This window comes from Corynebacterium sp. HMSC034H07, from assembly GCF_001815175.1.
In the GTDB taxonomy this organism is placed as follows: Bacteria; Actinomycetota; Actinomycetes; order Mycobacteriales; family Mycobacteriaceae; genus Corynebacterium; species Corynebacterium hiratae.
This window is the reverse complement of the sequence record NZ_KV819523.1, coordinates 41,091-67,974: the sequence shown is the minus strand read 5'-3', so window position 1 is coordinate 67,974 and position 26,884 is coordinate 41,091. Positions and strand designations below refer to the sequence as shown.

Genomic DNA, 26,884 nt, shown 5'->3' with positions numbered 1-26,884 from the left:
ACACCTCTACAAAACGATATTGCCGTGCTTCTTCGGCAGGGTCGGAATAATCTTGCGATCCAGCAGACGCAGGCCCTCGATGAGGGAGCCGCGCGTGGCTGCCGGGGTAATAACGGAATCGACGAGACCGCGCTCAGCGGCCTGGTACGGGGTCAGGTAGGTGGCGGCCTCCTCCTCGCTCAGCTCTAGCTCGGAGGCCAGTGCGGGGGCATCGGCCACGGCGATCTCGGCCGTCGGCCACGCATAGGACAGGTCCGCGCCGAGCTCCTTGGAGCCGAAGGCGATGTATCCGGTACCGTGCGCGCGGCGGACGATGACGCTGATCTTGCCCACGCTCGCCGCGGAGTAGGCGTGCACCAGCTTGGCCAGCGCTGCCTTCTCCACGTCCAGTGCCGGAGTATCGACGAACTCGATGATGGGAGTATTGAAGGCATCGCAGAGGCGGATGAAACGCGCGGCCTTGGCGGCAGCTTCCGCGTCGAGGGTGTCGCGGTTGGCGATGAAGCCCACCGTGCGGCCCTCCACGCGGCCGAAGCCGGTGAAGACACCGCGCACCTGGGCGCCGAGCTCGAAAACATCCTCACAGGTGGCGGTGACCACGTCGGCGAGATCGACGGCGCCGTCATCGCCCACGAGGGTATCGAGGGCGTGGTCGGCGTCGGTGATGTTCTCCTCCACCGAACCCGACACGATGGTGGCCTCGGTGCGGGGAGCGGCGGCACGGTTATTGGAAGGCAGGTAGGAGAGCACGCGCTTGGCGACGCTCACCTCGTGCTCCCCGTCCGCCTGCAGGTCACCGTCCGGAGCGATGACTACATCGGACAACGCGGCTACGAGCGAGGCCTCCTTCGAGTCTGCGTAGACCGCCGTGACCTGCGGGATGAGGCCGGAAGCGGTGGTAGCGCGGGCCAGGATGCGGGCCTGCATGGCGGAGGAGACGATGCCTTCCTGGGCGCGGGGCTTGTCGCTGGCGACGAGCGCGACGATGGGCACGCCGGTCTTAATGGCGAGGTCGTAGAGCTTGGTGACCTTTTCACCGTAGACCTCGCCCATGGTGCCGTCGAACAGCGAGGCATCCTGCGCATAAGCGCAGACCTTGCGGCCGTCCACGGTGCCGAAACCGGTGACGACACCGTCGGTGTAGGGACGGACGTGCTCGCGGCCGAACTCGGTGGAGCGGTGGCGAGCAAGCGCGTCGGTCTCTACGAAGGATCCGGCATCGAAGAGCGCCTCGATGGCGCTGCGAGCCGCAGGGACCTCTCCCTGCGGCGCACGGGACTCGGTGAGCTTGGCGCTGAGGTCCTCGATCTTGCCAGCGGTCGTCTTCAAGTCAGTCATGGGACACTAGTGTAATACAGTGCGTCTTCTGTACTAATCTGTGCCGATCCGAGTGCGCGTTAGAGCGGGATGTTGCCGTGCTTACGCGCCGGGCGCGCGACGTTCTTGTCGGCGAAGAAGCGCAAGTTTTTGGCAATTGCACTGCGGGTTTCGGAGGGGAGAATGACGGCGTCGATAAGCCCGCGCTCCGCTGCCTTATACGGGTTGAGCATGTGGTCTTCATACTCGCGCTCGAAGGACTTGGTCAGCTCAGCCACGTCGAGGCCCTTTTCGTGGGCAGCCTTGATCTCCTTGCGGTAGATAAAACCGACGGCGCCGGCAGCGCCCATGACCGCGATCTGGGCCGTGGGCCACGCCAGGTTGACGTCCGCGCCGAGACCCTTGGAACCCATCACGCAGTAGGCACCACCGTAGGCCTTGCGCAGGGTGACGGTGATCTTCGGAACCGTGGCCTCAGCGTAGGCGTAGAGAAGCTTGGCGCCGCGGCGCAGGATGCCATCGTGTTCCTGATCGGCGCCGGGGAGGAAGCCGGGAACGTCGACCAGCATGATGATCGGGATGTTAAAGGCATCGCAGGTGCGCACGAAGCGTGCGGCCTTTTCGGAGGAATCAATGTCGAGGCAGCCGGCGAAAACCTGCGGTTGGTTGGCCACAAAGCCTACGGTCTGGCCCTCGATGCGGCCGAAGGCGGTCACCACGTTATCGGCGCGGTCGGCCTGGATCTCTAGGTAATCGCCGTCATCGGTGAGGGTTTCGATGACTTCCTTGACGTCATAGGGCTGGTTCGGGGAGTCCGGGATGATTTCATCCAGCAGCAGGTCATTGGCAGTCTCTTCGCCCAGCTCCTCGTAGGGCTCAGCCGGGGTCAGCTGGCGGTTATTGGAAGGCAGGTAGGTCAGCAGGTCGTGGACCCAATCCAGTGCTTCCTCGTCGCTAGAAGCGGTGTAGTGCGAGGTGCCCGACTTGTGCATGTGGACTCCGGCGCCGCCGAGTTCCTCTTGGGAGATCTCCTCGCCGGTGACGGTCTTGATGACGTCGGGCCCGGTGACGAACATCTTGGACTTCTCATCCACCATCACGACGAAGTCGGTCAGCGCAGGGGAGTAGGCGTTGCCGCCGGCGCAGGCGCCCATGATGACGGAGATCTGCGGGACGACGCCGGAGGCCTTGACGTTTTGGTAGAAGGTCTTGGCAATCCAGTCCAGGGAGACGGCACCGTCCTGGATTCGGGCGCCGGCACCTTCGTACAGGCCGATGAGTGGACGACCGGTAGTGATGGACAGCTCCATGATCTTGATCATCTTCTCGCCGTAGACCTCGCCGAGGGCGCCTCCGAAGACGGTTCCGTCCTGGGAGAAGATGCAGACCTCGCGGCCGTCGATGGTGCCCCAGCCGGTGACGATGCCGTCAGTGACCGGGCGCTTCTTGCCCATACCGAAGTCCGTGGTGCGGTGCACGGCGAGCATGTCAGTCTCGACGAAGGAACCTTCATCGAGGAGGTAGTCCAAGCGATCCCGGGCGGTGAGGCGGCCCTGGGCGCGGACCTTTTCGTGGGCCTGTTCGCCCATGGGCTGCGCCGCTGCTTCGCGACGCCTCTTCAGTTCAGCGATCTTGCCTGCGGTGGTGTCGGCGCTCAGGGAGTCAAGCTCCGACAAATGTGAGGAAATAGTCATGTTTCGACAGTGTAGAGAAGTTTTGTATAGGAATGTATAGCGGCACGCGGGTGATTTCTCTCACAGTTCACGTTTGTGCAGGTGAATGGTGGTGTAAAAGGTGAGGGAATCCTCGCATACGGCGCGTCGGGTGCATGTGGGTCAGTGTAGTGGGTGTGTAGTGAGGGGCGTCGAAAGGTGACTCAATGAAAAAGCCTCGCCCCGTAAAAGGGGGCGAGGCTTAGGTTATGTGGTTTTATTCGGGGGTGTCTGCCAGCCAACCGAGGCTGTAGAGGAAGAGTTCGGCATCTACGAGATCCTCTTCCTTGGGGAAGGTGCCCGTAAGTGTGGCGTAGGACTCTTCGATGTCCGTGTGGGTGGCTGGGATGAGACCGTGCTTGAGCAGATCTTCAGCGATGTGCGACACCAGTGGCGCCGGGTGCACCGTGTCAAGGTTGATTCCGGTGGCACTCTTGAATTCGTTAGTGATGGCGGAAAGGAATCCGGTCAGGGTATTCATTTGGCTCACCTCTCTATTTCTTGTCGTAATGATGCGGCTGTCCGCATCATGGGGTTGAACCAACTATATAGGTAAAATCCTCCAAAAGCTAGCTTTCGTTCACGGCGGGTTAACTTTTAGTTAACCTAGCGGGAAATGTGAGGTGAGTTACGAAGTGTCTTTTAGGCCTCTACAGGCAGCCAAGCGTAGCCATAGGGGCCCAGCTCCACAGGGCCTAAGTCGACGGTCTGATCCGTGAAGTTGTGCAGGCACAACAACTCACCGCGCTGGAATCCCAGCACGCCCGCATAGCCGGTCTCTACGGCCTCAAAGGGCGCGGTACCGAGCTCCGGATGTGCCTTACGCTGCTGGATCAGCCCGCGCAGGCGGTGGAGGAGCGAGTCATCGTCGGCAAGCTGCTCCTCTACCGAAACCCCTACGCCGCCGACGATGGGCCGGCGCGGGTGGGCGGACGTAGTGAAGCCTGCACCCTCGCCCGGCTCCCACTGCATGGGCGTGCGCACAGCATCGCGGTCAGGCAGCTCGGGGGCATCGTTCATCCCAATCTCATCGCCGTAGTACAGAAAGGGAGCGCCCGGCAGGGTCATGAGTAGTGAATAAAAAAGCTCAATCTTGCGGTAATCATTGCCCAGCAGCGGGGCAAGGCGCCGCGCGATGCCCACGTGGGCGCGCATCTGATCATCGGGCAGGTAGTGCTCGTACATGATCGCGCGCTGGTCCGCGTTGACCATCTCTAGGGTCAGCTCGTCGTGGTTGCGCAGGAAGGTTCCCCACTGGCAGCCTTCGGGCAGTTCCGGAAGCTCCGCCATGATGTCGTAGACCGGTGTGGCATCACCCAGCGCCAGCGCCTGGTAAAGCCGCGGCATCACTGGGAAGTTGAAGACCATGTGGAAGCGGTTGCCCGTGCCGTAGAACTCCATGGTTTCCACCGGTGGCTGGTTGGCCTCCGCGATCATGATGGCCTCGGGGTAGTTCTCGTTGATGAAGGCGCGGACCTTCTCCACAAATTCGACCGTCTCCGGCAGAGACTCGCCGCCCAGTCCATCGCGTTCGTAGAGGTAGGCGATGGCATCGAGGCGGAAGCCATCCACCCCCTTGTCCAACCAGAAGGAGAGGATCTTGAAAATTTCCTCGTGGACTTTCGGGTTGTCGTAGTTCAGGTCCGGCTGGTGGGAGTAGAAGCGGTGGAAGTAAAACTGCTTGCGCTCTGGGTCCCAGGCCCAATTCGAGGTCTCCGTATCGGTGAAGATGATGCGGATCTCGGGGTAGCGCAGGGGATCATCGCCCCACACATAATAGTCCCCATAGGGCCCTTCCGGATCGGTTCGGGAGGCTTGGAACCACGGGTGATCGGTAGAGGTGTGGTTAAACGCGAGATCCGTCATGAGGCGCATGCCGCGCGCGTGGAGCTCGGCGACGAGCTCGTCAAAGTCCTCCATCGTGCCGTAGTCAGGGTGGATGGAGTAGTAATCGGCGATGTCATAGCCGTCATCGCGCAGCGGGGAAGCATAGAACGGGGAAAGCCACAGGCAGTCGACGCCGAGCCACTTGAGGTAGTCGAGCTTCTCAATAACCCCGCGCAGCGTGCCCACGCCTTCGCCGGTGGTGTCCTTGTACGAGCCCACGAGGGCCTGGTAGAAAATGGCGTTGTCGTGCCAGCTCATCGGAGATCCTTCCGTTTAGCCCGCCACAGCAGATACTCCGTCAGGCATAGTGCGCCCGCGAGGAGCCCCGGCCAGATGGCGGGGGAGGGGTGAAAAAGATTCAGAACTGCCTGCACCAGCGCCAGGAAGGCGAAGAAGCCAACGAATCCCAGCGCGGTGTCCCACAGCAGTGCGCGGCGCATTAGGCCTTAACACCTCCGGCGGTGAGGCCGGCGACGATGCGGTGCTGGAAGATGAGCACCATGATGATCAGCGGAACCGTCACCAGCGCGCCCGCAGCCATGGTGGCGGCGTAGGGGTACTCGAAGGCTGAGGGGCCGGAGAAGCGCGCGATGGCCACGGTCACCGGCTCGGTAGCGGTGGTGGAGAGCTGCTTAGCCAGCATGAACTCGTTCCACGTCGTGATGAAGGCGATGATGGCCGTGGTAAACAGTGCCGGTGCAGCCAAGGGCAAAAGTACGAGGCGGAAGGCCTGACCGCGGGAGGCACCGTCCACGCGAGCGGCCTCCTCCAATTCCCAGGGCAGCTGGCGGAAGAAGCTCAGCAGCGTGTAGACCGTCAGGGGCAGCGCGAAGGAGATATTCGGGATGATCATCGCGCGGTAGGTACCGATCCATTCGAGGTTGCCGAATAGCTGGAATAGCGGGGTTACCAGCGCGATGGCCGGGAACATCGAGGCGGCCAGAATGATGCCGGTGACAATGCCCTTGCCCGGGAAGTCATAGCGCGCCAAGGCATAGGCGGTAAACACGCCGATGAGGACCGCCACCGCGGTCGTGACCAAGGAAATGATCAAAGAGTTCCCCAGCGCATTGAGGAAGTCATTGCCCTTGTCCGTGGCTAGGGCGTCCCGGAAGTTATCCAGGGTTACGTGCGTGGGCCACGGGGTGGTGTCGAAGGTATGGGACTTGTGCCGCAGGGCGGTGACGACCATCCAATAGAAGGGTGCGAGCCCCCAGAACATGATGAAGAGGATGCCTAGGTAATGGCCGATCTTTTTCATGACTTCTTCTCCTTCTTCTGGCGGGCAGTACCGGAGACATCAGCGCCGAGGAAGCGCACCAAGATGAACGCGACGGTGAAGATAAGCAGGAAGATGAGCGTGGACAGTGCGGAGGCCGAGTTGAAATGCCCCTGGCGCATGTCCTCCACGACGAGCTGGGAAATGGTTGCCGTCGGGGAGTTAGAGGAAGCAGAGATCATGATGACCGGCAGGTCGTACATGCGTAGTGCATCCAGCGTGCGGAAGAGGATCGCCACCATGAGCGCCGGGCGTACCAGCGGCAGGGTGATGGTGAAGAAGGTTTGGATGCGCGATGCGCCGTCGACGCGGGCGGCGTCGTAGACATCGCGCGGAATCATCTGCAAACCAGCCAAAACGAGCAACGCCATGAAGGGGGCGGTCTTCCACACATCGGCGATAATCACCGCGAGACGGGCATAAAACGGGTCTGTGGTCCACGCGATGCGCGTGCCGACGAGCGCGTTGACGATGCCATCCGGGGCGAACATGAACTGCCACAGCTTCGCAGTGACTGCGGTGGGAATGGCCCAGGGGACAAGCACCGCCGCGCGCACGAGGCCGCGACCGCGGTACTCGCCGTTCATCACCAGCGCCATGAACATGCCCAGGATGGTCTCCAGGGCAACCGTGACCACGGTGAAAAAGAGAGTGATCTTCACAGCCGGCCAGAAATCGGTGGCAATGACACCATCAGGGCACGCGGTGGCCTGGCCAGTGGCAGACATGCAGCGATTGGTAATCCAGTACAGGTAGTTTTCAAGACCGGCGAAGGAGCCTTCCTCGAACACTCCCGTGGTGGGGTTAAGCCGTTTGTTGCCCTGGAAGGACAACATCACAGCGCGCACAATGGGGTAGCCGATGACCACAGCCAGCGCTATCAGTGCCGGTGCGATGAGTGCGGCCACACGCAGGTACTGTCTGCGGGGCTGCACGGTAGGCGGTGCTCCAGCCATGCGGTGCCTGCCTTTCTAACTCATAGGGGGAGAAGGGGTTTAACGGGGGTTGGGGAAATCATAGCGGGTAGCCCGGACTTCCTCTGGGCGAAAAGAGCCCGGATCGCAGAAGGAGGCGCGGGCAAGTCACGTGGACTTACTCGCGCCCCCATGCACGCTGGGAAATTAACCCTGCGAAGCGGCTTCGATGGCTGCCTTCATATCCTTCGTGGCGTCATCGACGGACTTGCCTGCGGTGAGCGCCGCGTAGGCGTTATCCTGAACCGCCTTGGAGATGGCGGTGTAGAACGGGGAGACCGGACGCGGTGCGGCGTTCTCTAGGGATTCCTTCAGAGCCGGCAGGTACGGGAACTCTTCGACGAGGGAGTCATCGTCGTAGATGGAAGCCAGCACCGGCGGGAAGGAAGCCTCGGCGAAGGACTTCTGGTTCTCCTCGTTGATGATGAACTTCATGAAGTCCAGGGCCGTAGCCTTGTGCTCGGAGTTGATATTGATGCCGTTGTTGTAGCCACCGAGGGTAGACACACCGACGCCGTCCTTGCCCACCAGCGGCTGGACCTCAAACCTCACGCCAGCCTCTTCGGCGTTGGTGTACATGTACGGCCAGTTGATGGCAAAAGCGGTCTTGCCCTCAGTGAAAGCAAGGTTGGTCTCCTCCTCCGTTGTGGCGGTGGAGTCCTTGGAGATGGTGCCGTCCTCGTAGGCGTCGACAAGCGCCTGCAGGCCTTCCTTCGCCTCGTCCGAGTCAACGGCGACGTTGCCCTCGTCATCCAGGATGGAGCCGCCCCAGCCCTCGATGAAGCCGGCGGTGTTCACAGTGAGACCCTCGTACTGCTTGAGCTGGGTGGTCAGGCAGGAAGCATCATCCTTGATGGCCTCACAAGCAGAAGCGATGTCGTCGAACTTCTCCGGAGCCTTGTCCGCCAACTCGGTGTTGCGGAAGAGCAGCTGGCCGTTGGTGTTCTGCGGCAGCGCGTAGAGAGTGTCGTTGTAGGTGGCGGATTCCACGGTGGGCTCCAGCAGTCCGGAGGTATCCACCTCGAGGTCACCGGTCAACGGTGCCAGCCACTGGTTAGCGGCGAAGTCCGCGGTCCAGACCACGTCCAGCGCCATGACATCGTAGTCAGAGTTGCCCGCCTGCAGGGACTGCACGAGGGTCTCGCGCTGAGCGTCGGCCTCGCCGGCGAGCTCCTTGAGCTCGACCTTCTCATCTGGGTGCTCGGCGTTCCATGCCTCGATGATGGGCGTGATCTTGTCGGTATCGTTCTTGCCCATGGCAAAGGTGATGGGGCCGCGGCCGTCACCATCGGTCGAGGAGGCATCGGAGCCAGCGCTTGACGACGATCCCTCGTCGCTCGACGAGCAACCCGCCAAGGTCAGAGCAAGGGCAGCGGTGGTAACGACTACGCCGCGGCGGACAGAGCGCAGCGAGCTAGGGAGGAACGGCTTCTTCATGGAGTATTCACCTTTCGGAAAACTTCTGGTGACTTCAAAATAGGGGATCACCCCCACAGTGCACGTGGTTTTGACGTTTAATTCACTCAAAATGGGGGTAAAACTACCCCTGATTCTTCTTAAACCTCGATGCGCTGTCCGGTTTCAGGATCGAAGCGGTGCGCCTCCCGGGGGTTGAAGGTGAGGACGACGTTGTCCCCGCGCTGTGGAACGTTATCGCTCGCGCGGGCAACGAAGCGCTGCTCACCCACCATGACGTAGACGAAGGACTCGGAGCCTAGCTCTTCTACGAATTCCACGGTGCCTTGGAAGCCCACCGGTCCCTTGTTGATGAACATCTTCTCTGGGCGAACGCCGACGCGGCCGCCGTTGTAGTCGAAGATGTTCATCGCGGGGGAGCCAATGAAGCCTGCGACGAATTCGTTAGCGGGGGCGTCGTACAGCTCGCGCGGCGGTGCAACCTGCTGCAGGACACCGTCCTTGAGCACGGCGACGCGGTCCCCCATGGTCATGGCCTCCACTTGGTCGTGGGTGACGTAGACGGTGGTGGTGCCGAGGCGCTGCTGGAGGCTGGCCAGCTCCGCACGGGTTTGCACACGCAGCTTGGCATCCAGGTTAGACAGCGGCTCATCCATGAGGAAGGCCTTGGGCTCGCGCACGATGGCGCGGCCCATGGCGACGCGCTGGCGCTGGCCACCGGATAGATCCTTCGGCTTACGCTCCAGGTACTCCGTTAACCCTAGGGTCTTCGCGGCTTCCTCTACCTTGGCTTTGATTTCAGCCTTGGGCATCTTGGCCAGCTTGAGGGCGAAGCCCATGTTCTGGGCCACGGTGAGGTGCGGGTAGAGGGCGTAGTTCTGGAAGACCATGGCGATATCGCGCTCGCCGGGCTCGAGCCCCGTGACGTCTTTACCATCGATGAGGATGCGGCCGCTGGAGACCGGTTCAAGCCCTGCGAGGGCGCGCAGGGTGGTGGACTTACCGCAGCCGGACGGGCCGACGAGGACTAGAAACTCGCCATCCGCGATCTCGAGATTGAGGTCTTTGACCGTGGGGTTCTCGGCGCGGGGATAGGTGATGCCGACGTTCTCAAAAGTGACCTTTGCCATGCACATACACTAGCACCCGCTGCGGACACAGTGCGCGTGGTCGAGTACTAACGGCGGGTAGGGTTGGCAGTATGACAGCTCTAAATCTTGACCGCATCCGCGAAGCTCTCGACGGTGATTATTCCGTCATCGACTACACCGAGTCCACCGGCTCGACCAATACCGATCTCATGGAGGCGGAGAAGGTTGCCGATGGCACCGTGCTGCTCGCCAACGAGCAGGTGTCCGGCAAAGGCCGCTTGGGCCGTCAGTGGGTGAGCCCGGCTGGTTCCCAGCTCATTTTCTCCGTGCTCATCCTTCCGGATTCGCTCGATCACTTGGGCACCCTGCCTCTAGCCGCAGGTTTGGCCGTGACGGATACCGTCGAGGGAGCGGTACTCAAGTGGCCGAATGACGTGCAGATCGACGGCAAGAAGCTCTGCGGCATCCTCGCGGAGGCCGGTCCGGTGGGTGAGGCCTTCAAGTCTGCACCTAAGACGGAGGTCTCCAAGGCAGAAGTCAACAAGGCAGAGATCAATAAGGCTGAAATAAACAAAGCTGAAGTGAATAAGGCCGAAATCGCCCCGAAGACCGAGGCCGCTAATTCGCCTTCAGCCCGCGTGGTCGTGGGCATGGGCATCAACGTGACGTTGACGAGGGAGGAACTGCCCATCGAGGCCGCAACCTCCCTCTCACTCGAGGGGCTTGATACCGACCGCACCGAGCTGGCCATCACCGTGCTGAAGAACCTGCGCCACCGCATCACCCAGTGGGAGCAGCAGGATCCGCAGCTCATGGCTGATTACCGCAAGGTTTGTTCTTCGATTGGTCAGGAAGTCCGCCTCGAAGCCCCGACGGGCGATGTGACCGGCACTGTTGAGGGCGTGGCGGACGACGGCCGCATCAACGTCGGCGGTGAGTACTACTCCGCGGGTGATGTCATCCACCTGCGCCCAGCTGGTCAGTAGCGAGTTGGGAGTGCGTGCTTTTTGGAAGGATCGAAAGGTGTTTTAAAAGGGCACGCCGGAGCGAAAGATCACATTGGAAAACGGCGTCGTTGACCCAGTACGCACCACGAAAGAGGCGTCGGCGACTTGACGTTTGAGCTCCTCGTGCGCGACTTCCGTAAGTGGGATGCTGGGAAGCAGCGTCCGAACCTCTGGCGGAGTGGCATCCGCAATCGTGGCTGCCTCTACTACCACTTCGGCGAGTAACGCGGAAAGCGTATCGCCGAAGGAAGGGATGCCAAAGGTTAACGTCAAATCAATAACTGTCACATCCTGCGGTATGGGAAGCCCGCAATCCGCGATAACAAAAGTATCGGTGTGCCCAAGGCGCGCAACGGCGCTGGCGAGTGCAGGGTTGAGGATTCCAGATTTACGCATTGTCCACCTCCGGTAAGCGTGAAGAAGTAGTTGGGTAAGAAGGCTGTGCTCCATTGCCGGTTGTAGCGAATGCTCCGACGCGGGCAGCGAATGAGGCCGCATCGATGAGTGAGTCGCCCTGCAAGAGTCGGGAGCACAACGCGCCGGCGAAGGCGTCGCCAGCACCGGTGGTATCTATGGTGGTCACGCGTGGGGTAGGTATATCCGTGCCGCCTTCTGGGGTGGCTACGTACGCTCCACGCGCGCCAAGGGTTAAGACTACGGAGCGGAAGCCAGCCTCAATAAGTCGGTGAGCAAGCTCGTGAGGGGTGCCATCGGAGGGAAGGCCGAGCTGCTCCAAAATGAGACCAGCCTCGTGCTCATTGGCAAGAAGCGGATTGGCTTGCAGCAGGCTTTCACGGTCGACTTGGACAACAGGGGCGAGGTTAACCACAACGCGTCCATTGCTGTGTTCTACTGCGGCTTGAAAACCGGAAGCAGGGATTTCACCTTGTAGGAGAACAATGTCGGCATCGGCGATGGTGGAGGCGCGAGCGGCGACAAAATCTGAGTCGACTTGAGCGTTAGCGCCGGGGGAAATGACGATGGTGTTCTCGCCGTCGGCGGAAACAGTGATGACAGCGAGGCCAGTATTGGTGTCTACCTGCTCTACTGCACTGAGATCGATACCCGAGGTCCGCATGTAATGCATAGCGGGTTCCGCATAGGGATCAGACCCTACGGCGCCAACGAAAGCGACATGCGCACCAAGTTGGGCCGCGGCCACTGCCTGGTTTGCGCCCTTGCCCCCGGCTAGGATTTCACCGCCAGAACCCAGCAGGGTCTCACCGGGCTGAGGGTGGCGCTCGGCGTGGACGATGAGATCGGCATTGATAGAACCGACGACAGTTAACTTGCTCATTGGAATTCCTCTACGTTGTCGCGGGTAACGGTGATGACTTCTACGGGGACAGATTTCTGTGCCTTTTCACCATGCAGGAGTTGTGCGGCTTGCTCGATGGCGCGGGCACCGAGCTCGGCTGGTTGCTGAGCGATAGTAGCTTCCAGCTTGCCGTCCTTGACAGCCTTAAGTCCGTCGAAAGTACCGTCAAAGGCCACGATCTTGACCTCGGAACCAGCGCGCGATCCCAGGGCTTCGACGGCGCCAAGGGCCATTTCATCGTTCTCCGCAAAGATGGCCTTGATGTTCGGGTTGGCTTGCAAAAGGTTGGTGGCTACATTGAGCCCCTCTGTACGATCAAAATTTGCCGACTGTTTAGCAACCACCTTGATGCCCGGGTACTTGGCAATCTGTGACTCGAAGCCCTTGCCACGTTCGCGCGAGGCCGACGTACCTGCGGTGCCCTGCAGGATGAGGATGTCACCTTCCTCGCCGATGGATTTGGCCAGTTGATCTGCTGCTTGGGCACCGCCGGCGACATTGTCGGAGGCAACCATGGAATCCAAATCTACGCCGTTAACGTCGCGGTCTACACCGACCACAGGGACACCATTGTTCTTGATTCCGCGTACTGCTGGAGCTACAGCATCGGAGTCTGTGGGGTTAACAACCACCACTTTCGCGCCCATCGACGTAGCGTTGCCGAGTTGATTGACTTGCTGAGCAGGATCATCCGAGGCGTCTTGGATATCGAGGGGGACTCCGAGTTCTTTGGCCTTGTCCTGTGCGCCATGGCGTAGCTCAACGAAGAAGGGGTTTGTCTGGGTTGATAGCGCAAGAGTTATGCGCTGACGGTCTTCCTCCGAGCGGTTGCATGAGACCAAACCCAAAGCAAGAACGGCAACGAGAACTGCAGAAATGATCTTTTTCATGAGGCGCTCCTTAGTTGGCCGTCTTATTGCGGAAGACGTCGAAGCCCACGGCCAACGCGATGACTAAACCGATGACGATTTGCTGCCAGAAGGAGGAAACATTGAGGAGGTTGAGGCCGTTTCGGATGACAGCCAGCAAAATAGCGCCAACCAGAGTCCCCGTTGCTTTGCCTTGTCCACCAGACAGCGAGGCACCACCGATGACGACTGCGGCGATGGCATCCAGCTCATAACCGGTGCCTGCTTGCGGTTGCGCAGATTCGAGTCGGCCCGCCATAACCATGCCTGCCCACGCTGCGAAGAACCCAGAAAGCGCGAAAACTGCGATCTGGATGCGCTTGACTGGGAGACCGGAGAGGCGAGCTGCTTCGAGATTTCCTCCGATCGCGTACATGGAACGACCGAGCACAGTGCGCTCGAGGATGAACCAACAGAGGAGCCCAGCGATCACCATCATGATGATGGGCACGGGGAGGCCGGCGACGTCGCTGCCAAAGAAGTTGACCGAAGGCGCGGTCTCAATGGGAGAGCCTTGCGAGATGACGAGGGTTAGGCCACGCGCAATAGACATCATTGCCAGTGTTGCAATGAAGGAGGGAATCTTTCCCCACGCAGTGGCCATTCCACAGATAGCGCCCGCCAAGGCACCCACACCGAGACCAATGAGGAGAGTCAGCCAGCCCGGAAGCCCAGCAGTGGAGAACATATAGGCCGACACCATAGCGCCAAGAGCGGCTACAGAACCGACAGAAAGGTCGATTCCCGCGGTAACAATAACGAAGGTCATGCCGAAAGCTAGGATGGCCACGGTAGCTGCCTGGATGCCTACGTTAAGTAGATTCGTTACGGTTAAAAAATACGGGGTGGCGATGAAAAGCGCTATGCACAGCGCGATGAGGCCGACGAGAGCGCCATTGTTCAGAGCCCAGTTGGTTACACGATTCTTGGTCATAATTAATCCTTGGGGTCGTGGCTAGCGGAGTTAGTAGCGGCAGCGGAGGTTGCTGAAGTTACGTTGGCTACGGCGAGGGTCATGACCTCGTCTTGAGTGGAGTCTTTTGGCAGTTGCCCGGCAAGTTGGCCCCCTGACATGACGAGGATCCGGTCAGACATTCCAAGTACCTCTGGTAGATCAGAGGAAGCCATGAGGACCGCGCCACCGGCTGCCGTAACCTCGTTAATGATGTTGTAGATTTCGACCTTGGCGCCTACGTCGACGCCGCGGGTTGGCTCATCGAGTAAGAGAACTTTTGAGTTGGCGAGGACCCACCGGCCGAAGACTGCCTTTTGCTGGTTTCCGCCGGAGAGATTGCGGATAGCCTGGTCAAGCCCGGACATGCGTATACGAAGTTTTTCTGCCACTTCTCCCGCACGCCGATGTTGGCCAGAACGGTCCGCAATCCCAGCTCTAGCGGTGGGGTAGAGCGTCGCGAAACCGAGATTGTCTGCTACCGAAGCATCCAGGACTAGCGCCTGTGCTTTCCGGTCCTCGGGGATATGTCCCACCCCGGCGCGAATTGCGGCGCCGATGTCGCCGCCTCGAAGTTCTTGGCCATTCACACGAATGGATCCTGAATCGTAGGTGTCTGCGCCAGCAATGGCACGAATGATCTCCGTGCGGCCAGCGCCGACAAGTCCGGCGAGACCGACAACTTCGCCGGAGTGGACCTCGAAGGAGATGTCCTGAAACGAACCTTGTGTAGTCAGGCCTGCAACTTCAAGCAAGACATCGCCGCGCTCGGGCGGAGTGTCGCGCGGGTACTGGTTTTCGATACTGCGACCGACCATCAGCCGGACCAGTTCATCCTCATCTGTATCGGAAGGGACCTCGGCGATGAAGGCACCATCGCGCAGTACGCAAATGGTCTCCGCGATCCGTGCCAGTTCATCCAGGTGGTGGCTGATAAACACCATCGCCACGCCTTTTGCTTTGAGTCCTTCGAGAACTGTAAAGAGCGCATCGACTTCTTTGCCGGTCAACGCGGCTGTGGGTTCATCCAAGATAAGGATGCGCGCATTCATGGAAAGGGCTTTGGCGATCTCAACCAGCTGCTGCTTGGCGACGCCCAACTCACCCACCGGAGTATCCAAGTCAACATCAAGTCCGATGAGGTGTAGGGCTGCTTGTGCTTGAGCCTTGAGATGCTTGCGGTTGACAAGTCCGTAGCGTTGCGGAGTGCGACCGAGCACAATGTTTTCAGCCACTGACATGGTCGGCACCAAGTTGAGTTCTTGGTGAATAGTGGCGATACCGAGGGCCTCGGAGGCCTTAGTATCGGGGATTCTAACTTCTTTGCCATCTACTAGTATGCGGCCAGAGTCCGGTTCGTGTACGCCCGCAATCATTTTGATGAGCGTGGACTTACCGGCGCCGTTTTCGCCCAAAAGGGCTTGAACTTGGCCTCGCCGAACGTTGAGGTCGACCCCTTTAATGACATCAACGGGGCCGAAGGACTTGGTTACGCCTTCAAGTTTTAGGACGGTTTCACTCATGTGAGTTCTCCAGGGAATCGGTAGGCGGTGGACATTCGTGGGATATAGCGGGTATCGATGACCGTCGATTCGGGCTGCCGCTTGTTATCAATTGCGTCAACCAAGCGAGCGGTAGCTTCTTCTCCCATGCGCGTAACGTTCTGGTCTATGACAGAGATTGGCGCTGGTTGGAAACGTAAAAAGATGAAGTCATCGAAGCCAACTAGTGCGATTTCTTCACCAATTCTTTTGCCAGCGTTATGGCAAGCTTCTAGCGCGCCTGCGGTCATCATGGAATCGCCTGCGACTATGGCTGTGACGCCTTCGTGAAGAAGCGCGATGGCGCCCTTGTATCCAGATCGGTGGCGGAAGCTGCCGTGATGGATGTGGATATCCATTCCGGTTGTTGCGTCCTTGAATGCGTTGAGGCGCTCGCGTCCGGTGGACGTTTCTTGGGGGCCAGAGAGATACCCAATTGACGTGTGTCCCTTGCTCTTGAGCTGGGCCACGGCCGCATGTATCCCGGTAATTGGGTTTGAGACCACGGCTGGGAGGTTTTTAAGAGAACGATCGATGAGTATCAGTGGGCGAGATTCCGCCGCGCGCTGCAGTGCATCTTCTGCACCTTCGAGCGGGACACTGATGATTCCGTCTACCTGGCGTTGGGAGAGGGTGTCGAGGGCCTTGGTTAGGCGCTCTGGGTCTTCTCCGCAACTGGTAATTATGGTCGAGAGTTTGCGCTTATTCGCTTCTTCTTCCACTGCAGCGGCCATGGCAGCAAAATAGGCATTGTCCAAGTTGGGGATGATAAGCCCTATGGCGTCGGACCGAGAGTTTCTCAAGGCTCGTGCCTGAGCGTTGGGCAAATAATTGAGCTGTTGCGCAATGCTCATTACCTTTGCCCGTGTTTTCTCGGAGATAGCAGGATTTCCGGCAAGGGAACGCGAGGCGGTGGAAACTGAAACCCCGGCCGCAGCGGCAATATCTTTTAATGTGGCTCCAGTCATGAAATCCTCCTTCCTGTGGCCTCTAGTGCAATCGATTGCATAGGTGTTTCTCAACCTACTGCCGGCCTTTCCCGCTGTCAAGGGTTTTGTGTCGTGCGCTAGTCGTCGTGCGCTAGTCGTGAGGTCTAGAAATTTCCGTGCACTGGCCCTTTCTGGGAGGAGAGGTAACTCCGGCGGAACGCGCTAGATTGCCGCATATCCCGCATGGCGCTTTTCGCAAGGCGTCTGTCAGAAGGCATTAGTCAAAAGGCGTCTTTACTCCCAAAGACGCCTTTTGCAGGCCGACAGATGGTGTTTTCAGGGGCAAGGACGCCTTTCGACTGATGCCTTTTAGGAAATGCCATGTGCGATGCCGCGCCGGGCCGCCGGATTGCCGAGGCTAGGAGGCGGTCACCCCTCACGCTCGGGTAGCGGGGGAGGACCGTGGAACGAGTGGGAAGGTAGGTACCATGTGCCCCATGAACCTCATGCAGATGGGCCGCGGCGAGGTTGTGCGCGCGGACATGACCGCCCCGTTTCGGACGCTGCTCTTTCCTTTTTTAGAGCTCGTCGTCGTCACGGGTGTGTGCTGGATTGCCATCGGCTGGTGGGACTATAACGGCATTGACCTGTCGATTCGCAATGGTTTAGTAGCTATATGGGCCCTGCTTGCTGCCTGGCGCTTCATCTTTCCCTTGGTGAAAGCCCGCCGCAAGCGCTTCATTGTGACCAACCTGCGTGTCATCGCCCGCGAGGGCAAGCGCGTTGATTCGATCCCGCTCACCGATATTCGTGGTGCGCGTCGCCGCCGCGGCGGGATTTCGCTGGCACTCCACGGCTATGAGAAGCCGATGTATTTTCCGTCCATCCCTAAAGCCAAGTACGTCGAGGACATCCTCAACGAGCAACCGGTCTGGGGTTAGTCCTTAATCTCCGTCGTGTGTAGCTGCTGGTCTAGGTCATCGGGGGCCAGGTTGGCGGAGCGGAACTCGTGGGTCAGTGGCAGGTGCAGGTCGAGGTCCGTTCCGGGGCAGAGCTCAATGGTGGCCTCATCGACCGTGTAGTCCAGCACGTGTCCGCCGGAGGTGCGCTCGGCGTCGATAAAGTGTACGTGGCATCCGGGGACTGAAATACCCTTCTCAAAGACCGGGGTGCGGAAACCGCCGATGACGCCTTCAACGTCGTTAAAGCGCAGCTCCTTATCGCCGCCCACTGCCTGCGCCATCGGCGGATAAGGCTTGCTCTGCTTGACCACCGTGCGGGTGACCACATTGCTGAAACGCCCAGAGATACGCACCGCGTACATGTAGTTGGCGGAAGGCTCCACCTCATCGATGAAGGCCGATAGCTCCTCGCGCTTTAATCCCTTGGGCGCGGCCACCTTAATACGGGGGACAAAGTTCGTGGCTACCGCGAAGGGGGTTCCCTGGTCCAAGTCAGCCACCGTCGCGGTTCCATCACCGCGCAGCTGGTAGCACACGCCGTCGAGGATAATCATCTCTCCGTCCAGCGCATCGAAGGTGCCGATGCCGAAATTGCCCTTGCCCAAGAGCTCGCCGATGGTCATTTCGCCGTCGTAAATGCCATCCAACAGCGCGGTCATGAGGGAGTTCTGAAAGATGGTATGCCGGACGATCATGGCCCCAAGGCTAGTATTGAAAGAGTGAGTGAACAACACAAACCCCTCGTTACTGTTTATGGAGACGGCCAGCTTGCACGCATGATGCAGCCGGCCGCCGCGGAGCTCGACATCCACCTGCGCGTGCTGGCCTCCGCGCCAGACAAGTCCGCCGCCCAGGTGATCCCGGACGTCGTTCTCGGTGACTACCACGATCTCAACGTGCTCACCGCCGCTGCGGAAGGCGCGGACGCGATTACTTTTGAGCACGAGCACGTCCCCACGGAGCACGTCCAGGCGCTCATCGCCGACGGTCTCAACGTCCAGCCCCAGCCTTCCGCCCTCCTCAACGCGCAGGACAAGCTGCTCATGCGCCAGAAGCTGGCCGAGCTGGGCGCCCCGGTGCCACGCTTTGCTGCTATCGACTCGGTGGAGGATGCGCGGGATTTTGCCGCGCTTGTCGACGATCACGTGTGCCTCAAAGCCCGCCGCGGCGGCTACGACGGCCATGGCGTGTGGTTCCCCTCTGCGGAGGAGCTGGAGCCGCTGGTAGAAGAACTTCTCGCGGCAGGCACCCCGCTGATGGCTGAGGAAAAAGTGGCCCTTACCCGCGAGCTGTCCGTGCTCGTCGCCCGCCGCCCCTCCGGCGAAGTGAAGGCTTGGCCGGTCACCGAGTCCGTGCAGCGCGATGGCATTTGCGCCGAAGCGTTCGCACCCGCCCCGAACCTGTCCCCGGAGTTGGCAGAGCGCGCCATTCAGGTAGGCATCAAGGTAGCTACCGAGCTCGGCGTGACTGGCGTGCTTGCAGTGGAGCTCTTCGCCTTTGCAACGAAGCAAGACGCCGGCGCCATCATTGCGTCCGCCTCGGGTGCCCCGGGAGTATGCGTGGCGGAAGACATCGCCGTCAACGAGCTGGCGATGCGCCCGCACAACACCGGCCACTGGACCCAGGATGGTTGCGTGACCTCCCAGTTCGAGCAGCACTTGCGCGCCGTGCTGGACCTGCCGCTCGGCTCCACCGCAGCCCTAGCGCCGGTCACCGTCATGACCAATGTGCTGGGTGCCGAAGAAGATCCGCAGATGCCCATGCCGCAGCGCGTCCGTGAAGTGATGGAGCGCTACCCAGAGGCGAAGGTCCACCTTTATGGCAAGGACCACCAGCCGGGCCGCAAGATCGGCCACGTCAATGTCGTCGGCGATGACGTCGAGGAGACCCGCCACATCGCTCACGATGCTGCCCACTTCCTCGTCCACGCCCAGTGGGCTTAATCCCGCAGCGAGCTTAAGCCTTAGTAAAGAAGGAGATTTTTCATGGAACCTCTCGTCGGCCTGATCATGGGATCCGATTCCGACTGGCCCACCGTCAAGCCCGCCGCCGAGGTGCTCGCCGAGTTCGGCGTGCCCTTTGAAGTGGGCGTCGTCAGCGCGCACCGCACCCCAGAAAAGATGTTGGCTTATGCCAAGTCTGCCCACGAGCGCGGGCTCAAAGCCATCATCGCTTGTGCCGGTGGTGCGGCCCACCTACCGGGCATGGTTGCCGCGGCCACGCCGCTTCCGGTGATTGGCATCCCGCGCGCGCTGAAGGATCTCGATGGTCTCGACTCACTGTTGTCCATCGTGCAGATGCCGGGCGGCGTTCCGGTGGCCACCGTATCCATCGGTGGTGCCAAGAACGCCGGCTTGCTCGCCGTGCGCATCCTCTCCGCGGGCGACCCAGCCCTCGTGGAGAAGATGGCGGCCTACCAGGAGAACATGGCCGCCGAGGTAGAGAAGAAGGACGAGAACCTGCGTTCCCAGCTCCTCGGCGAATAAAGCGGGAAGTCGACCGGGGAGATTGATCTTAAGAGCCGACTACGCACATACTCATGCTGACCAGTATGCACGCTAAGCTAGCGGGCATGCAGTTTCCGCTTCTGGTGTTGGGCGCGCGCGTGGAGGGCGGCGAGCCTGGCTCGCTGCTGCGCAGCCGCTTGGACCGCGCGGTGGTGATGGCTCGCATGCTGCCGGAGGAGCCGATCATCGTATCCGGTTACGGGGAAGCGGAGCCGATGGCGCGCTACCTCATCGAGCGGGGCGTTAATCCGGAGCGGATTCGCCTCGAACCACTCGCTACGAGCACCAACGAGAATCTTGAGCGCGCACATGCGCTGTGCCCGGACTATAGCTACTTCCGCGTTGTGACCAATGACTTCCACGTGCTGCGCACCCGCATGTGGGCCTGGCACCTAGGGATTCGGGTCCGCACGCATGGTGTTGGCACCCCGCGAAGAGACCGCCCGTGGAACTACCTGCGCGAGGTAGTGGCGACCCCGCATTCGCTGCTGCGCATCGTGTGGCGGCGGCTTGTGGCCTAGGCACCGAAGAACATGAGCACGATGGCGATGAGCCAAATGACAAACCAGTGGCGCTTCTGCGGCGTGGTCGGGTTGGCTTTCTGCTGCAGCGTCTTGATGAAGTACCACGCGCCGGGCAAAGCGAAGCCGAGGCCGAAGGCTACGTCGCCATCGGTAATCGCGGTGAAGCCGACCAAGAATGAGAACAGGCTGAGCAGGCCCTTGAAGACGGAAAAGCGGTGAACCTTGCCGCCCGTTGAGTGCTGCTCGAGGGAATAGTCCTGCAGCGGGGCCGGGGCGTATGCGTGCTCAGACTCGGCAAAAGGCTCAGCAAAAGGATCCGCGAAAGGCGTCACAGGCGGAGTCGCAGAAGGCGCCGCATACGCCTCACGCGCGGGCTCCGCGAAGGGGTTCGCTCCACGGCCGCTGAAAGGCTTGGCCGGCTCCTCGAAAGGATTGGAGTCAAAGGGATTGCTCATGCGATTTACCCTAGGCCACCAGTGCGCCGAACCCCGAATTAGAGCTTAGCCAGCGTCTTCGCGATGCCCTCTTTCAGCGTCGCCCGCGATTGCTTCATCGGATGCGCAATTGCGCGCAGGCCCATGTACGCAATCTGGTCCGCCGCCCGGTTCAGCGGGTCACCCGCATGCCCCATCACCCGACGGATGGTTACCTCGCAGATCCCCTCCACGTCGTGCCATGCCTGCTGGAAGCGCGAGCGCGAGCCCGAGGATAGCCCCCGCCACATGCCGCGGGAGCGCACCGCCTTTGAGCCCTTCGTCCGAATCTGCTCCACCGCCTCCAAGGCGGCGACGGAGTCCGACTCGATGATCGCCTTGGTTGCGCCAACCTTGAGCAGGTACTTCAGTGCGAGCGTCAAGGATTCGAGCTCAAGCTCATCGGTGCTCGCCGTCGTCTTGCGCGTGCGCAACCGGTAGTCGCCATTGCTGGCCACGAAGCACATGGAGCCCTTGAATACCGTGTCCGAGGAGGCATCCGTGGCGATGCGCACGGTGGCGCCCTCCGGCCAGGAGGAGGCCGTCGAGAAGTTCGGCCACCAGTGCGCCTTCGGCGTTTCTACCTTTACGACCTGCTTCTTGCGTGGCGCCTCGCCCTCCTTCTTCGCGCGGCGCGCGGTGATGCCGGCCTGCTTGCGCCGCACGGAGCTGGCGCTTTTCGACGCCCTATTCTCCTCCGCAAAACTCCCCGTCACGGTGTAACCGCGCTCCTCCAACGCAGCCCGCAGCGCTGCCTGCCGGCGGCCGGTGACGATCCACTTGCGCCCCCGGATATTCTTCGTGGCCTTCTCCAACTCTCGGACGGCCACCTCAACGATGTCGCCCTTCATGATCTGGCCCTTGCGCACAAAGCGCGTCTTCGTGGTGTTGACGGCAATGACCCAGCCGTCGATAGTCCCGTCCTCCGCAGAATCCCAGCGCTCGTCCCACAGCGCAATGGCCACGTGCACAGGTGCTGAGAGCATGTGTTTAGTGATCTTGCGCGTGCCGTAGGTGCGCGACTGCGTGCCCGTCAGGGCGGAGAGCTCGAGTGGTTCCATCCCCCTTAGTAAACCATTTGATCAGTCCGCTGTAACGCTTGGGCGTCTGGTGCAACATACTCAGTGAGCCCAATAGGAATCTGGAGTTAATTAGTGTCTGTCCTTACCTTGCCTGGTTCGCGCAAGCGGGAGTTCTCCCGCCTGTTCCGCGAGCATTATCCGGCGGTGCTGGCCTACCTGCGCCGCCGCGTCCCACCGAGCCATGCCGAAGAGTTGGCGGCCGACGTTTTCGAGCGGGCGTGGGCCGGCTTCGACTCGTTGCGCGGCACGCCGCTGCCGTGGCTGTATGGCATCGCCCGCAACGTGATGCGCGAGTTCTACCGCACCCGCCGGGAGACGGAGAACCTCGATGATCACGAGCTGGAGTCCTACGCCGGCTATGACGCTGTCGATGCCAACCTCGACATCACGCGCGCGCTGATGCAGCTCTCGCACGCCGAGCGCGAAATTCTCACTCTCCATGCCTGGGAGGGGCTCGACCATCCCGATATCGCCGAGGTCCTCGGCATTTCCCGCAACAACGTGCGCGTTCGCCTGCACCGCGCACGCACCCACCTTTCCGAACTCACAGGAGAAACCGATGTCTAACTCTCTCGACAAACTCCGCGCCGCCAACCCCGTTCCCGACACTGCGCTTGACGACGCCTCCCTCACCCGCTCCGAAGACACCCTCGCAAAGATCACGAAGGGCCGCCCCACGTGGACCATTGCGGCGGCGTCCGTCGCGGTGCTCGCGCTCATCGGCGGTGCCTTCCCGCTGCTCAATAATTCGGAGCCGGTGGCCTCGGCGGCAGAGATTCTGACCCAGGCCGGCGAGGCAGCCGCAACCCAGCCCGATGCCGTGGATAAGGGCGTGACCGCGAAGGAATACATGAAGCGTGTCGATACCCTCGGCGATGCCACGGCAATCACCGAATATGCGGTGGATGCTGGCGGTGCCGTGGAGGTTTCCTCACAGGGCGAGGTGCCAGGCTTCGATCCGCAGCCCTCCATCAACCCAGAAGACCTCGTCGTTGCGACCGATCGCGCCGGGTTGGAGAAGCTGGCGGATTCCGCCCCGAATCGCGCGCTAGGCGCGCTGGAGCTGCTGCTCCAGCCGGGCCTGAGTAGCGAGCAGCAGAAGATCGCCTATGACATGCTGGCGGATGCGGAAGGCAATGAGGTCGGCACTGTTGAGGGCGAAGGCGAGGACCAGCTGGTCACCGTGATTCGCGATTCTGACCGCGTCTCCTTCTCCGTCTTGCCTGCGACCGGCCAACTGGTGCGCGTGGTCGGCCTCGTAGGCCCGGACGTGGAAACCACCATCGATGCCACCGCGATCTTGGACTGCGTCTCCGTCACAGGCCTGGAGGGCCCGGACCGCATCTCGCTAGCGTGCGCTGACAATAATTACCTGGTCAACGAATTGGACTGGCAGCGCTGGGGGGCCGACTCCGCAGAGGCAGAGGGCGTGGCGATTGAGAACGACTGCGACCCCAATTGCGCGGAAGGCACATTCAATGAGGATCGCGTCAAGGTGGTCGTCGACAAGCGCGTGGCGTGCGGCTATCATGCCGAGGTCTACTCTCGCGTGCGCGTGCAGTACCCGGATGGGCGCGAGGAAGAGCAGCAGATTGGCTGCGCGCCCTAGGTAAGTTGGCGCAGGGCGAACTGGCCGTACATGTCACCTAAAGCCTCGGCGGTGTAATCACCGTCGGGGCTGAACCATTGGGCCACGCCGATGCCCATATCGATGAGCGCCCAGCAGGCGATTTTGAGGTTCTCCGCGTGGAAGTCGCCCTCGTTGACCACGGCCATCCAGCGGGCGACATAATCGCGGCGCAGCTGCAGGACGACGGACTTGTGGGGCTCTTCGAGGTTGGTGAGCTCGTTGTTGACCACGCGGACGCGCCGGGCGTGGGTGGCGTGGTAGATGACGTGGGCTTTCATGGTGGCGACGAGCTTGTCGCGGGGATCGCTCAGCCCGGCGAGGCAGGCGGCGTTGGCGCGCAGGAGGTCCTCCATGGCGGTGATGGTGACTTCGGCGAGAAGCTCTTGTTTGGAGGAGTAGTGGTTGTACAGGCTGGAGGCGCGCATGCCGACGGCTTTGGCGATGTCCTCCATGCCGGTGGCGTGATAGCCGCGTTGGTCAAAGAGGTCGAGTGCGGCGGCGGCGATTTGGTCGCGGCGTCTCTGGTTGGCCATGGTGGGCGTCCTCCTCAATGAGCTAATGGTGGTTAGTGTACCTGCGATGTGGGGTGTGGGGGACGGTTGGGGGCTGGTTTGTCTGGTGACTGTCCTTGCGTGGTCGTGCCGCGTTGTGCGTGGTCGTGCCGCGTTGTGTGTGGTCGTGCCGCGTTGTGTGTGGTCGTGTCACGTTATGTGTGAGGCACTTGACAGCCAATGGAGGGTCAGGTCACAATTAGGGCTAATAGCCATTCGTATTGCCTGTTTATTGGAGAACTCACCATGTCTCACAACCTCTTTGAGTCCACCACTGATTTCTTGGGTGTTTTTGACAGCCTCTCTGAGTCCGATGCTGCGGGGTGGAAGCGTGCAGCGCAGTTTCGTGAGTACTCCGCCCCGGTGATCAACCAGCACTGGCAGGCTGCGGAGTACCCACTGGACTTGGTTCAGCGCTTGGGCGACTTGGACGTGATGACGGATGGCCTGGCGGTGGAAGGCCATGAACAGATGTCCACGCTTGGTGCTGGCCTGGCACTCATGGAGGTCACGCGCGCGGATGCCTCGATGGGCACGGTGATTGCGGTGCAGGCTGGGCTGGCCATGCGCTCAATTGCCATGCTGGGCTCTCCGGAACAGCAGGCTGAGTACCTGCCGCAGATGGCTTCGTGTTCGCTGCTCGGCGCTTTCGGGCTGACGGAGCCAGCTCACGGTTCGGACTCGATTGCTTTGGAGACGACCGCGGTGCGCGATGGCGATGAGTGGGTGCTCAACGGTGAGAAGAAGTGGATCGGCAACGGCGCTTCCGGTGGCATCACGATGATCTATGCGCGCATGGAGGATGGCAATGTTGGCGGTTTCATCGTGCCGCAGGAGGCTCCTGGTTATTCGGCTTCCGTTATTGAGGGCAAGCTTTCTCTTCGCGCTATCCACCAGGCGCACATCACGTTGACTGATTGCCGAATCCCCGCCGCCAACCAGCTACCGGGCTGCCGCAGCTTCAAGGATGTGTCTCGCGTGCTGACTGCTACACGCATTGGTGTGTCCTGGATGGCGCTGGGGTCGGCGGTGGCCTGCTATGAGATTGCCCGCTCCTATGTGCTCGAGCGCGTGCAGTTTGGTCGCGAGCTGGCGAAGGCACAGATCATTCAGCAACGCTTGGCCAACATGGTGCTTGACTTGAGCCAGATGATGCTGACCTGCCGTGAGGTCTCATTACGCGAAACCGCAGGGACTTTGGCTCCGGAGCAAGCCTCGGCGGCGAAGCTCCACAACACCCGCGCTGCTCGTCGAATTGCCGCTGATGCCCGCGACATGCTCGGCGGAGTCGGCATCCTGCTAGAAAACGACATCGCGCGCCACTTCGCCGACATCGAGGCCATGCACACCTACGAAGGAACCGATACCGTGCAATCCCTGATTATGGGCAAGAAGATTACCGGTTTCTCGGCCTACAAGTAGCGTTTCGAAGTGGCCCCATATTCCACCGTGCCCATCTTTTCCCACTATCGCGGTCATTCTAGGTTCGAGTCCTGGTGGGGAGGCCTCTGTTGGAACCGTCGTGAGCGGTCGAAGATGGTTCTGCTCAGAAGGCATTAGTGAGAAGGTTTGTTTGGGGGCAAACGAACCTTCTTTGTGCTGTTAGAAGGTTTACTTGGGTGCAAACGGGCCTTTTGACTAGAGACTTCTGAGTGAAGCCTTGTGAGTGGAACCTTGTGGATTACTTTGTTGAAGGATCAGCCAATTCGATGGATGAGTTGTAGTTATCCACAGACGGGGAATCGACCGTAGCTTTTGAGGGCTGGAAGCCATGATGATGGAAGCATGATTGACGATTCACACCTCATTTACCTACGACCCCTTTCGAACAACCACCCTGTGTGGAAACAACTTGCTTCAGGTGAACTTATTCGCCTCACCTCGCGTTACGCGATAAACAGCGAGTACTATTCAGCTCTTCCTTACTACCAACGCCATCTCTTTGACATCGTTGCCTTCGGGCGTAGCGCTCATCGGTCAGTTCTCGTGGAAAGATCTGCGGCCAAACTGTTGGGCTTGTGGACGCTGTCGTCTCGGGACGCACAGGTTGTTCTAGCACGGCAATCCAAAACAGTCCCGCCGCGACGGCAATGGGATAGCAAGGTGATGTACCGAAAAATGTGGCTGCCAACCTCAGACATTATGGAGCGCTTCGGGCTTCGGTGCACGTCGGTTGCGCGCACCTGCATCGACGTCGCACGGCTTGCGACGTTTGAGGAAGGGCTGATGGCTGTCGACTCCGCTTTGCGCAAACGACTCGTTAGCATTGACGATTTACGGTCAATGATCACGGCAATGGGCCGTGTAAAAGGTGCTGCTCAGGCTAGGAAAGTGGTTATGCATGCTACCGCCCTCGCCGAATCTCCCTATGAGTCCTATGCGCGCGGCATGTTAATTGTGGAAGGTCTGGGAAAGAATCTCGTGGTTCAGCCAGAGCTTCAGGGTGGGTATCGGCCGGACTTGCTTCTCAACGGCAAAGTCATCATGGAAATAGACGGCGCTGTGAAGTACGACGGAGCGACCTACGGAAAATCTACCGAAGCGGTGATACGGGCTGAGCGGCAAAGAGAGAAATACCTTCAGAATCTCGGATACATCGTGCTGCGCTATTCACCACGGGATCTTCTCCAGAACCGAGAACAGGTTCTTAACGAGGTGCGCGGTGCGTTAAACACCGTGCAACCTCGTTCAGCCTAGCGAGCCTCCTTGTCAGCACGAGGGCGCTGCCAGATGGTTTCATTCAGAAGGCATTAGTGAAAAGGTTTGTTTGGGGGCAAACGAACCGTTTGTAAACGCCTAGATGGTTTACTTGGGGGGTGTCCCT

At 60.5% G+C, this 26,884-nt stretch carries 28 protein-coding genes; 9 read left to right on the top strand and 19 right to left on the bottom strand.

Features of this window, described 5'->3' with window-relative positions; all coding sequences use genetic code 11:
* Positions 1 to 6 precede the first annotated feature (6 nt).
* From HMPREF3009_RS04935 to HMPREF3009_RS04895, 9 genes are all read right to left on the bottom strand, one after another.
* Positions 7 to 1,338, bottom strand: a complete 1,332-nt coding sequence (locus HMPREF3009_RS04935; protein ID WP_070680417.1) for a carboxyl transferase domain-containing protein — start codon at positions 1,336 to 1,338, stop codon at positions 7 to 9.
* Between the two features lie 59 nt (positions 1,339 to 1,397).
* Positions 1,398 to 3,011, bottom strand: a complete 1,614-nt coding sequence (locus tag HMPREF3009_RS04930) for an acyl-CoA carboxylase subunit beta (RefSeq protein WP_046647022.1) — start codon at positions 3,009 to 3,011, stop codon at positions 1,398 to 1,400.
* A 235-nt stretch (positions 3,012 to 3,246) separates the two neighbouring features.
* Complete coding sequence (locus HMPREF3009_RS04925; RefSeq protein WP_046647021.1) at positions 3,247 to 3,510, bottom strand: hypothetical protein; 264 nt, start codon at positions 3,508 to 3,510, stop codon at positions 3,247 to 3,249.
* Positions 3,511 to 3,671: 161 nt separating this feature from the next.
* Positions 3,672 to 5,174: an alpha-amylase family protein gene (locus HMPREF3009_RS04920; protein ID WP_070515996.1), complete on the bottom strand. Its 1,503-nt coding sequence runs from the start codon at positions 5,172 to 5,174 to the stop codon at positions 3,672 to 3,674.
* Positions 5,171 to 5,356, bottom strand: coding sequence for a hypothetical protein (locus HMPREF3009_RS04915; RefSeq protein ID WP_046647019.1), 186 nt, complete (start codon positions 5,354 to 5,356; stop codon positions 5,171 to 5,173). The genes HMPREF3009_RS04920 and HMPREF3009_RS04915 overlap by 4 nt, the downstream gene beginning before the upstream one ends.
* Entirely contained in the window at positions 5,356 to 6,177 is an 822-nt protein-coding gene (locus tag HMPREF3009_RS04910; RefSeq protein WP_046647018.1) for a carbohydrate ABC transporter permease, read from the bottom strand. Before HMPREF3009_RS04910 ends, HMPREF3009_RS04915 begins: the two co-directional genes overlap by 1 nt.
* Entirely contained in the window at positions 6,174 to 7,151 is a 978-nt protein-coding gene (locus HMPREF3009_RS04905) for a carbohydrate ABC transporter permease (RefSeq protein WP_046647017.1), read from the bottom strand. The genes HMPREF3009_RS04910 and HMPREF3009_RS04905 overlap by 4 nt, the downstream gene beginning before the upstream one ends.
* A gap of 165 nt (positions 7,152 to 7,316) precedes the next feature.
* The gene (locus HMPREF3009_RS04900) at positions 7,317 to 8,606 is read right to left on the bottom strand and encodes an ABC transporter substrate-binding protein (protein WP_070680414.1); all 1,290 of its coding nucleotides are present in this window, start codon (positions 8,604 to 8,606) and stop codon (positions 7,317 to 7,319) included.
* A 119-nt stretch (positions 8,607 to 8,725) separates the two neighbouring features.
* Positions 8,726 to 9,715 (bottom strand): ABC transporter ATP-binding protein, encoded by a 990-nt coding sequence (locus HMPREF3009_RS04895; protein ID WP_049156360.1) that lies wholly within the window; start codon positions 9,713 to 9,715, stop codon positions 8,726 to 8,728.
* 71 nt (positions 9,716 to 9,786) lie between these two features.
* Between HMPREF3009_RS04895 and HMPREF3009_RS04890 the strand changes: the two genes are divergently transcribed.
* Positions 9,787 to 10,662: a biotin--[acetyl-CoA-carboxylase] ligase gene (locus HMPREF3009_RS04890; protein WP_070680412.1), complete on the top strand. Its 876-nt coding sequence runs from the start codon at positions 9,787 to 9,789 to the stop codon at positions 10,660 to 10,662.
* Between the two features lie 42 nt (positions 10,663 to 10,704).
* On the opposite strand, the gene rbsD is transcribed toward HMPREF3009_RS04890, so the two are convergent.
* From rbsD to HMPREF3009_RS04860, 6 genes are read right to left on the bottom strand one after another with little or no spacing between them, the layout of a single operon-like run.
* Positions 10,705 to 11,079: a D-ribose pyranase gene (gene rbsD, locus HMPREF3009_RS04885; protein WP_070680409.1), complete on the bottom strand. Its 375-nt coding sequence runs from the start codon at positions 11,077 to 11,079 to the stop codon at positions 10,705 to 10,707.
* Entirely contained in the window at positions 11,072 to 11,980 is a 909-nt protein-coding gene (locus HMPREF3009_RS04880) for a ribokinase (RefSeq protein ID WP_049156354.1), read from the bottom strand. The genes rbsD and HMPREF3009_RS04880 overlap by 8 nt, the downstream gene beginning before the upstream one ends.
* Entirely contained in the window at positions 11,977 to 12,891 is a 915-nt protein-coding gene (locus HMPREF3009_RS04875) for a D-ribose ABC transporter substrate-binding protein (protein ID WP_046647013.1), read from the bottom strand. Before HMPREF3009_RS04875 ends, HMPREF3009_RS04880 begins: the two co-directional genes overlap by 4 nt.
* Before the next feature lie 10 nt (positions 12,892 to 12,901).
* The gene (locus tag HMPREF3009_RS04870) at positions 12,902 to 13,843 is read right to left on the bottom strand and encodes an ABC transporter permease (RefSeq protein WP_046647012.1); all 942 of its coding nucleotides are present in this window, start codon (positions 13,841 to 13,843) and stop codon (positions 12,902 to 12,904) included.
* Between the two features lie 2 nt (positions 13,844 to 13,845).
* Entirely contained in the window at positions 13,846 to 15,384 is a 1,539-nt protein-coding gene (locus tag HMPREF3009_RS04865; protein WP_049156342.1) for a sugar ABC transporter ATP-binding protein, read from the bottom strand.
* The gene (locus tag HMPREF3009_RS04860; protein ID WP_070680406.1) at positions 15,381 to 16,370 is read right to left on the bottom strand and encodes a LacI family DNA-binding transcriptional regulator; all 990 of its coding nucleotides are present in this window, start codon (positions 16,368 to 16,370) and stop codon (positions 15,381 to 15,383) included. The genes HMPREF3009_RS04865 and HMPREF3009_RS04860 overlap by 4 nt, the downstream gene beginning before the upstream one ends.
* 458 nt (positions 16,371 to 16,828) lie before the next feature.
* Between HMPREF3009_RS04860 and HMPREF3009_RS04855 the strand changes: the two genes are divergently transcribed.
* Positions 16,829 to 17,272 carry a hypothetical protein gene (locus HMPREF3009_RS04855; protein WP_070680613.1) on the top strand — a complete coding sequence of 148 codons (444 nt, stop codon included), beginning with the start codon at positions 16,829 to 16,831 and terminating at the stop codon, positions 17,270 to 17,272.
* Here HMPREF3009_RS04855 and budA read toward each other — a convergent pair.
* The gene (gene budA, locus HMPREF3009_RS04850) at positions 17,269 to 17,988 is read right to left on the bottom strand and encodes an acetolactate decarboxylase (protein ID WP_070680403.1); all 720 of its coding nucleotides are present in this window, start codon (positions 17,986 to 17,988) and stop codon (positions 17,269 to 17,271) included. The genes HMPREF3009_RS04855 and budA overlap by 4 nt on opposite strands.
* Between budA and HMPREF3009_RS04845 the strand changes: the two genes are divergently transcribed.
* The 3 genes from HMPREF3009_RS04845 (at position 17,974) to HMPREF3009_RS04835 (ending at position 20,321) form a co-directional block, all read left to right on the top strand.
* Entirely contained in the window at positions 17,974 to 19,236 is a 1,263-nt protein-coding gene (locus HMPREF3009_RS04845) for a 5-(carboxyamino)imidazole ribonucleotide synthase (protein ID WP_070680398.1), read from the top strand. The genes budA and HMPREF3009_RS04845 overlap by 15 nt on opposite strands.
* A gap of 42 nt (positions 19,237 to 19,278) precedes the next feature.
* Positions 19,279 to 19,779, top strand: coding sequence for a 5-(carboxyamino)imidazole ribonucleotide mutase (gene purE / locus HMPREF3009_RS04840; RefSeq protein WP_046647007.1), 501 nt, complete (start codon positions 19,279 to 19,281; stop codon positions 19,777 to 19,779).
* A gap of 86 nt (positions 19,780 to 19,865) precedes the next feature.
* Positions 19,866 to 20,321, top strand: a complete 456-nt coding sequence (locus HMPREF3009_RS04835) for a YdcF family protein (protein ID WP_070516035.1) — start codon at positions 19,866 to 19,868, stop codon at positions 20,319 to 20,321.
* On the opposite strand, the gene HMPREF3009_RS04830 is transcribed toward HMPREF3009_RS04835, so the two are convergent.
* On the bottom strand, positions 20,318 to 20,779 hold the full coding sequence (locus tag HMPREF3009_RS04830) for a hypothetical protein (protein ID WP_049156335.1): 462 nt from the start codon (positions 20,777 to 20,779) through the stop codon (positions 20,318 to 20,320). The two genes, HMPREF3009_RS04835 and HMPREF3009_RS04830, sit on opposite strands and share 4 nt — an antisense overlap.
* A 38-nt stretch (positions 20,780 to 20,817) precedes the next feature.
* Positions 20,818 to 21,858 (bottom strand): ribonuclease HI, encoded by a 1,041-nt coding sequence (locus HMPREF3009_RS04825; protein WP_070680393.1) that lies wholly within the window; start codon positions 21,856 to 21,858, stop codon positions 20,818 to 20,820.
* A gap of 93 nt (positions 21,859 to 21,951) precedes the next feature.
* Here HMPREF3009_RS04825 and HMPREF3009_RS04820 point away from each other — a divergent pair, with 93 nt between their 5' ends.
* Together HMPREF3009_RS04820 and HMPREF3009_RS04815 are read left to right on the top strand one after the other, a co-directional pair.
* Positions 21,952 to 22,446 carry an RNA polymerase sigma factor gene (locus tag HMPREF3009_RS04820; RefSeq protein WP_046647003.1) on the top strand — a complete coding sequence of 165 codons (495 nt, stop codon included), beginning with the start codon at positions 21,952 to 21,954 and terminating at the stop codon, positions 22,444 to 22,446.
* Positions 22,439 to 23,488, top strand: a complete 1,050-nt coding sequence (locus tag HMPREF3009_RS04815) for a hypothetical protein (RefSeq protein WP_070680391.1) — start codon at positions 22,439 to 22,441, stop codon at positions 23,486 to 23,488. Before HMPREF3009_RS04820 ends, HMPREF3009_RS04815 begins: the two co-directional genes overlap by 8 nt.
* Here the strand turns inward: HMPREF3009_RS04815 and HMPREF3009_RS04810 are convergent.
* Entirely contained in the window at positions 23,485 to 24,042 is a 558-nt protein-coding gene (locus HMPREF3009_RS04810) for a TetR/AcrR family transcriptional regulator (protein WP_046647001.1), read from the bottom strand. The two genes, HMPREF3009_RS04815 and HMPREF3009_RS04810, sit on opposite strands and share 4 nt — an antisense overlap.
* A 264-nt stretch (positions 24,043 to 24,306) precedes the next feature.
* Here HMPREF3009_RS04810 and HMPREF3009_RS04805 point away from each other — a divergent pair, with 264 nt between their 5' ends.
* Together HMPREF3009_RS04805 and HMPREF3009_RS13030 are read left to right on the top strand one after the other, a co-directional pair.
* Positions 24,307 to 25,482, top strand: a complete 1,176-nt coding sequence (locus tag HMPREF3009_RS04805; protein WP_070680388.1) for an acyl-CoA dehydrogenase family protein — start codon at positions 24,307 to 24,309, stop codon at positions 25,480 to 25,482.
* 363 nt (positions 25,483 to 25,845) lie between these two features.
* Entirely contained in the window at positions 25,846 to 26,757 is a 912-nt protein-coding gene (locus HMPREF3009_RS13030; RefSeq protein ID WP_083312710.1) for a DUF559 domain-containing protein, read from the top strand.
* Positions 26,758 to 26,884 lie beyond the last annotated feature (127 nt).

Coding starts and splice junctions, on each gene's coding strand:
- HMPREF3009_RS04925 (WP_046647021.1), bottom strand. CDS start 3,510: ATGAATACCCTGACCGGATTCCTTTCCGCCATCACTAACGAATTCAAG.
- HMPREF3009_RS04845 (WP_070680398.1), top strand. CDS start 17,974: ATGCCGGACGATCATGGCCCCAAGGCTAGTATTGAAAGAGTGAGTGAA.
- HMPREF3009_RS04905 (WP_046647017.1), bottom strand. CDS start 7,151: ATGGCTGGAGCACCGCCTACCGTGCAGCCCCGCAGACAGTACCTGCGT.
- HMPREF3009_RS04810 (WP_046647001.1), bottom strand. CDS start 24,042: ATGGCCAACCAGAGACGCCGCGACCAAATCGCCGCCGCCGCACTCGAC.
- HMPREF3009_RS04900 (WP_070680414.1), bottom strand. CDS start 8,606: ATGAAGAAGCCGTTCCTCCCTAGCTCGCTGCGCTCTGTCCGCCGCGGC.
- HMPREF3009_RS04880 (WP_049156354.1), bottom strand. CDS start 11,980: ATGAGCAAGTTAACTGTCGTCGGTTCTATCAATGCCGATCTCATCGTC.
- HMPREF3009_RS04895 (WP_049156360.1), bottom strand. CDS start 9,715: ATGGCAAAGGTCACTTTTGAGAACGTCGGCATCACCTATCCCCGCGCC.
- HMPREF3009_RS04910 (WP_046647018.1), bottom strand. CDS start 6,177: ATGAAAAAGATCGGCCATTACCTAGGCATCCTCTTCATCATGTTCTGG.
- HMPREF3009_RS04870 (WP_046647012.1), bottom strand. CDS start 13,843: ATGACCAAGAATCGTGTAACCAACTGGGCTCTGAACAATGGCGCTCTC.
- budA (WP_070680403.1), bottom strand. CDS start 17,988: ATGATCGTCCGGCATACCATCTTTCAGAACTCCCTCATGACCGCGCTG.
- HMPREF3009_RS04890 (WP_070680412.1), top strand. CDS start 9,787: ATGACAGCTCTAAATCTTGACCGCATCCGCGAAGCTCTCGACGGTGAT.
- HMPREF3009_RS04875 (WP_046647013.1), bottom strand. CDS start 12,891: ATGAAAAAGATCATTTCTGCAGTTCTCGTTGCCGTTCTTGCTTTGGGT.
- purE (WP_046647007.1), top strand. CDS start 19,279: ATGGAACCTCTCGTCGGCCTGATCATGGGATCCGATTCCGACTGGCCC.
- HMPREF3009_RS04920 (WP_070515996.1), bottom strand. CDS start 5,174: ATGAGCTGGCACGACAACGCCATTTTCTACCAGGCCCTCGTGGGCTCG.
- HMPREF3009_RS04815 (WP_070680391.1), top strand. CDS start 22,439: ATGTCTAACTCTCTCGACAAACTCCGCGCCGCCAACCCCGTTCCCGAC.
- HMPREF3009_RS13030 (WP_083312710.1), top strand. CDS start 25,846: ATGATTGACGATTCACACCTCATTTACCTACGACCCCTTTCGAACAAC.
- HMPREF3009_RS04935 (WP_070680417.1), bottom strand. CDS start 1,338: ATGACTGACTTGAAGACGACCGCTGGCAAGATCGAGGACCTCAGCGCC.
- HMPREF3009_RS04835 (WP_070516035.1), top strand. CDS start 19,866: ATGCAGTTTCCGCTTCTGGTGTTGGGCGCGCGCGTGGAGGGCGGCGAG.
- HMPREF3009_RS04855 (WP_070680613.1), top strand. CDS start 16,829: ATGAACCTCATGCAGATGGGCCGCGGCGAGGTTGTGCGCGCGGACATG.
- HMPREF3009_RS04825 (WP_070680393.1), bottom strand. CDS start 21,858: ATGGAACCACTCGAGCTCTCCGCCCTGACGGGCACGCAGTCGCGCACC.
- HMPREF3009_RS04865 (WP_049156342.1), bottom strand. CDS start 15,384: ATGAGTGAAACCGTCCTAAAACTTGAAGGCGTAACCAAGTCCTTCGGC.
- HMPREF3009_RS04930 (WP_046647022.1), bottom strand. CDS start 3,011: ATGACTATTTCCTCACATTTGTCGGAGCTTGACTCCCTGAGCGCCGAC.
- rbsD (WP_070680409.1), bottom strand. CDS start 11,079: ATGCGTAAATCTGGAATCCTCAACCCTGCACTCGCCAGCGCCGTTGCG.
- HMPREF3009_RS04830 (WP_049156335.1), bottom strand. CDS start 20,779: ATGAGCAATCCCTTTGACTCCAATCCTTTCGAGGAGCCGGCCAAGCCT.
- HMPREF3009_RS04805 (WP_070680388.1), top strand. CDS start 24,307: ATGTCTCACAACCTCTTTGAGTCCACCACTGATTTCTTGGGTGTTTTT.
- HMPREF3009_RS04860 (WP_070680406.1), bottom strand. CDS start 16,370: ATGACTGGAGCCACATTAAAAGATATTGCCGCTGCGGCCGGGGTTTCA.
- HMPREF3009_RS04915 (WP_046647019.1), bottom strand. CDS start 5,356: ATGCGCCGCGCACTGCTGTGGGACACCGCGCTGGGATTCGTTGGCTTC.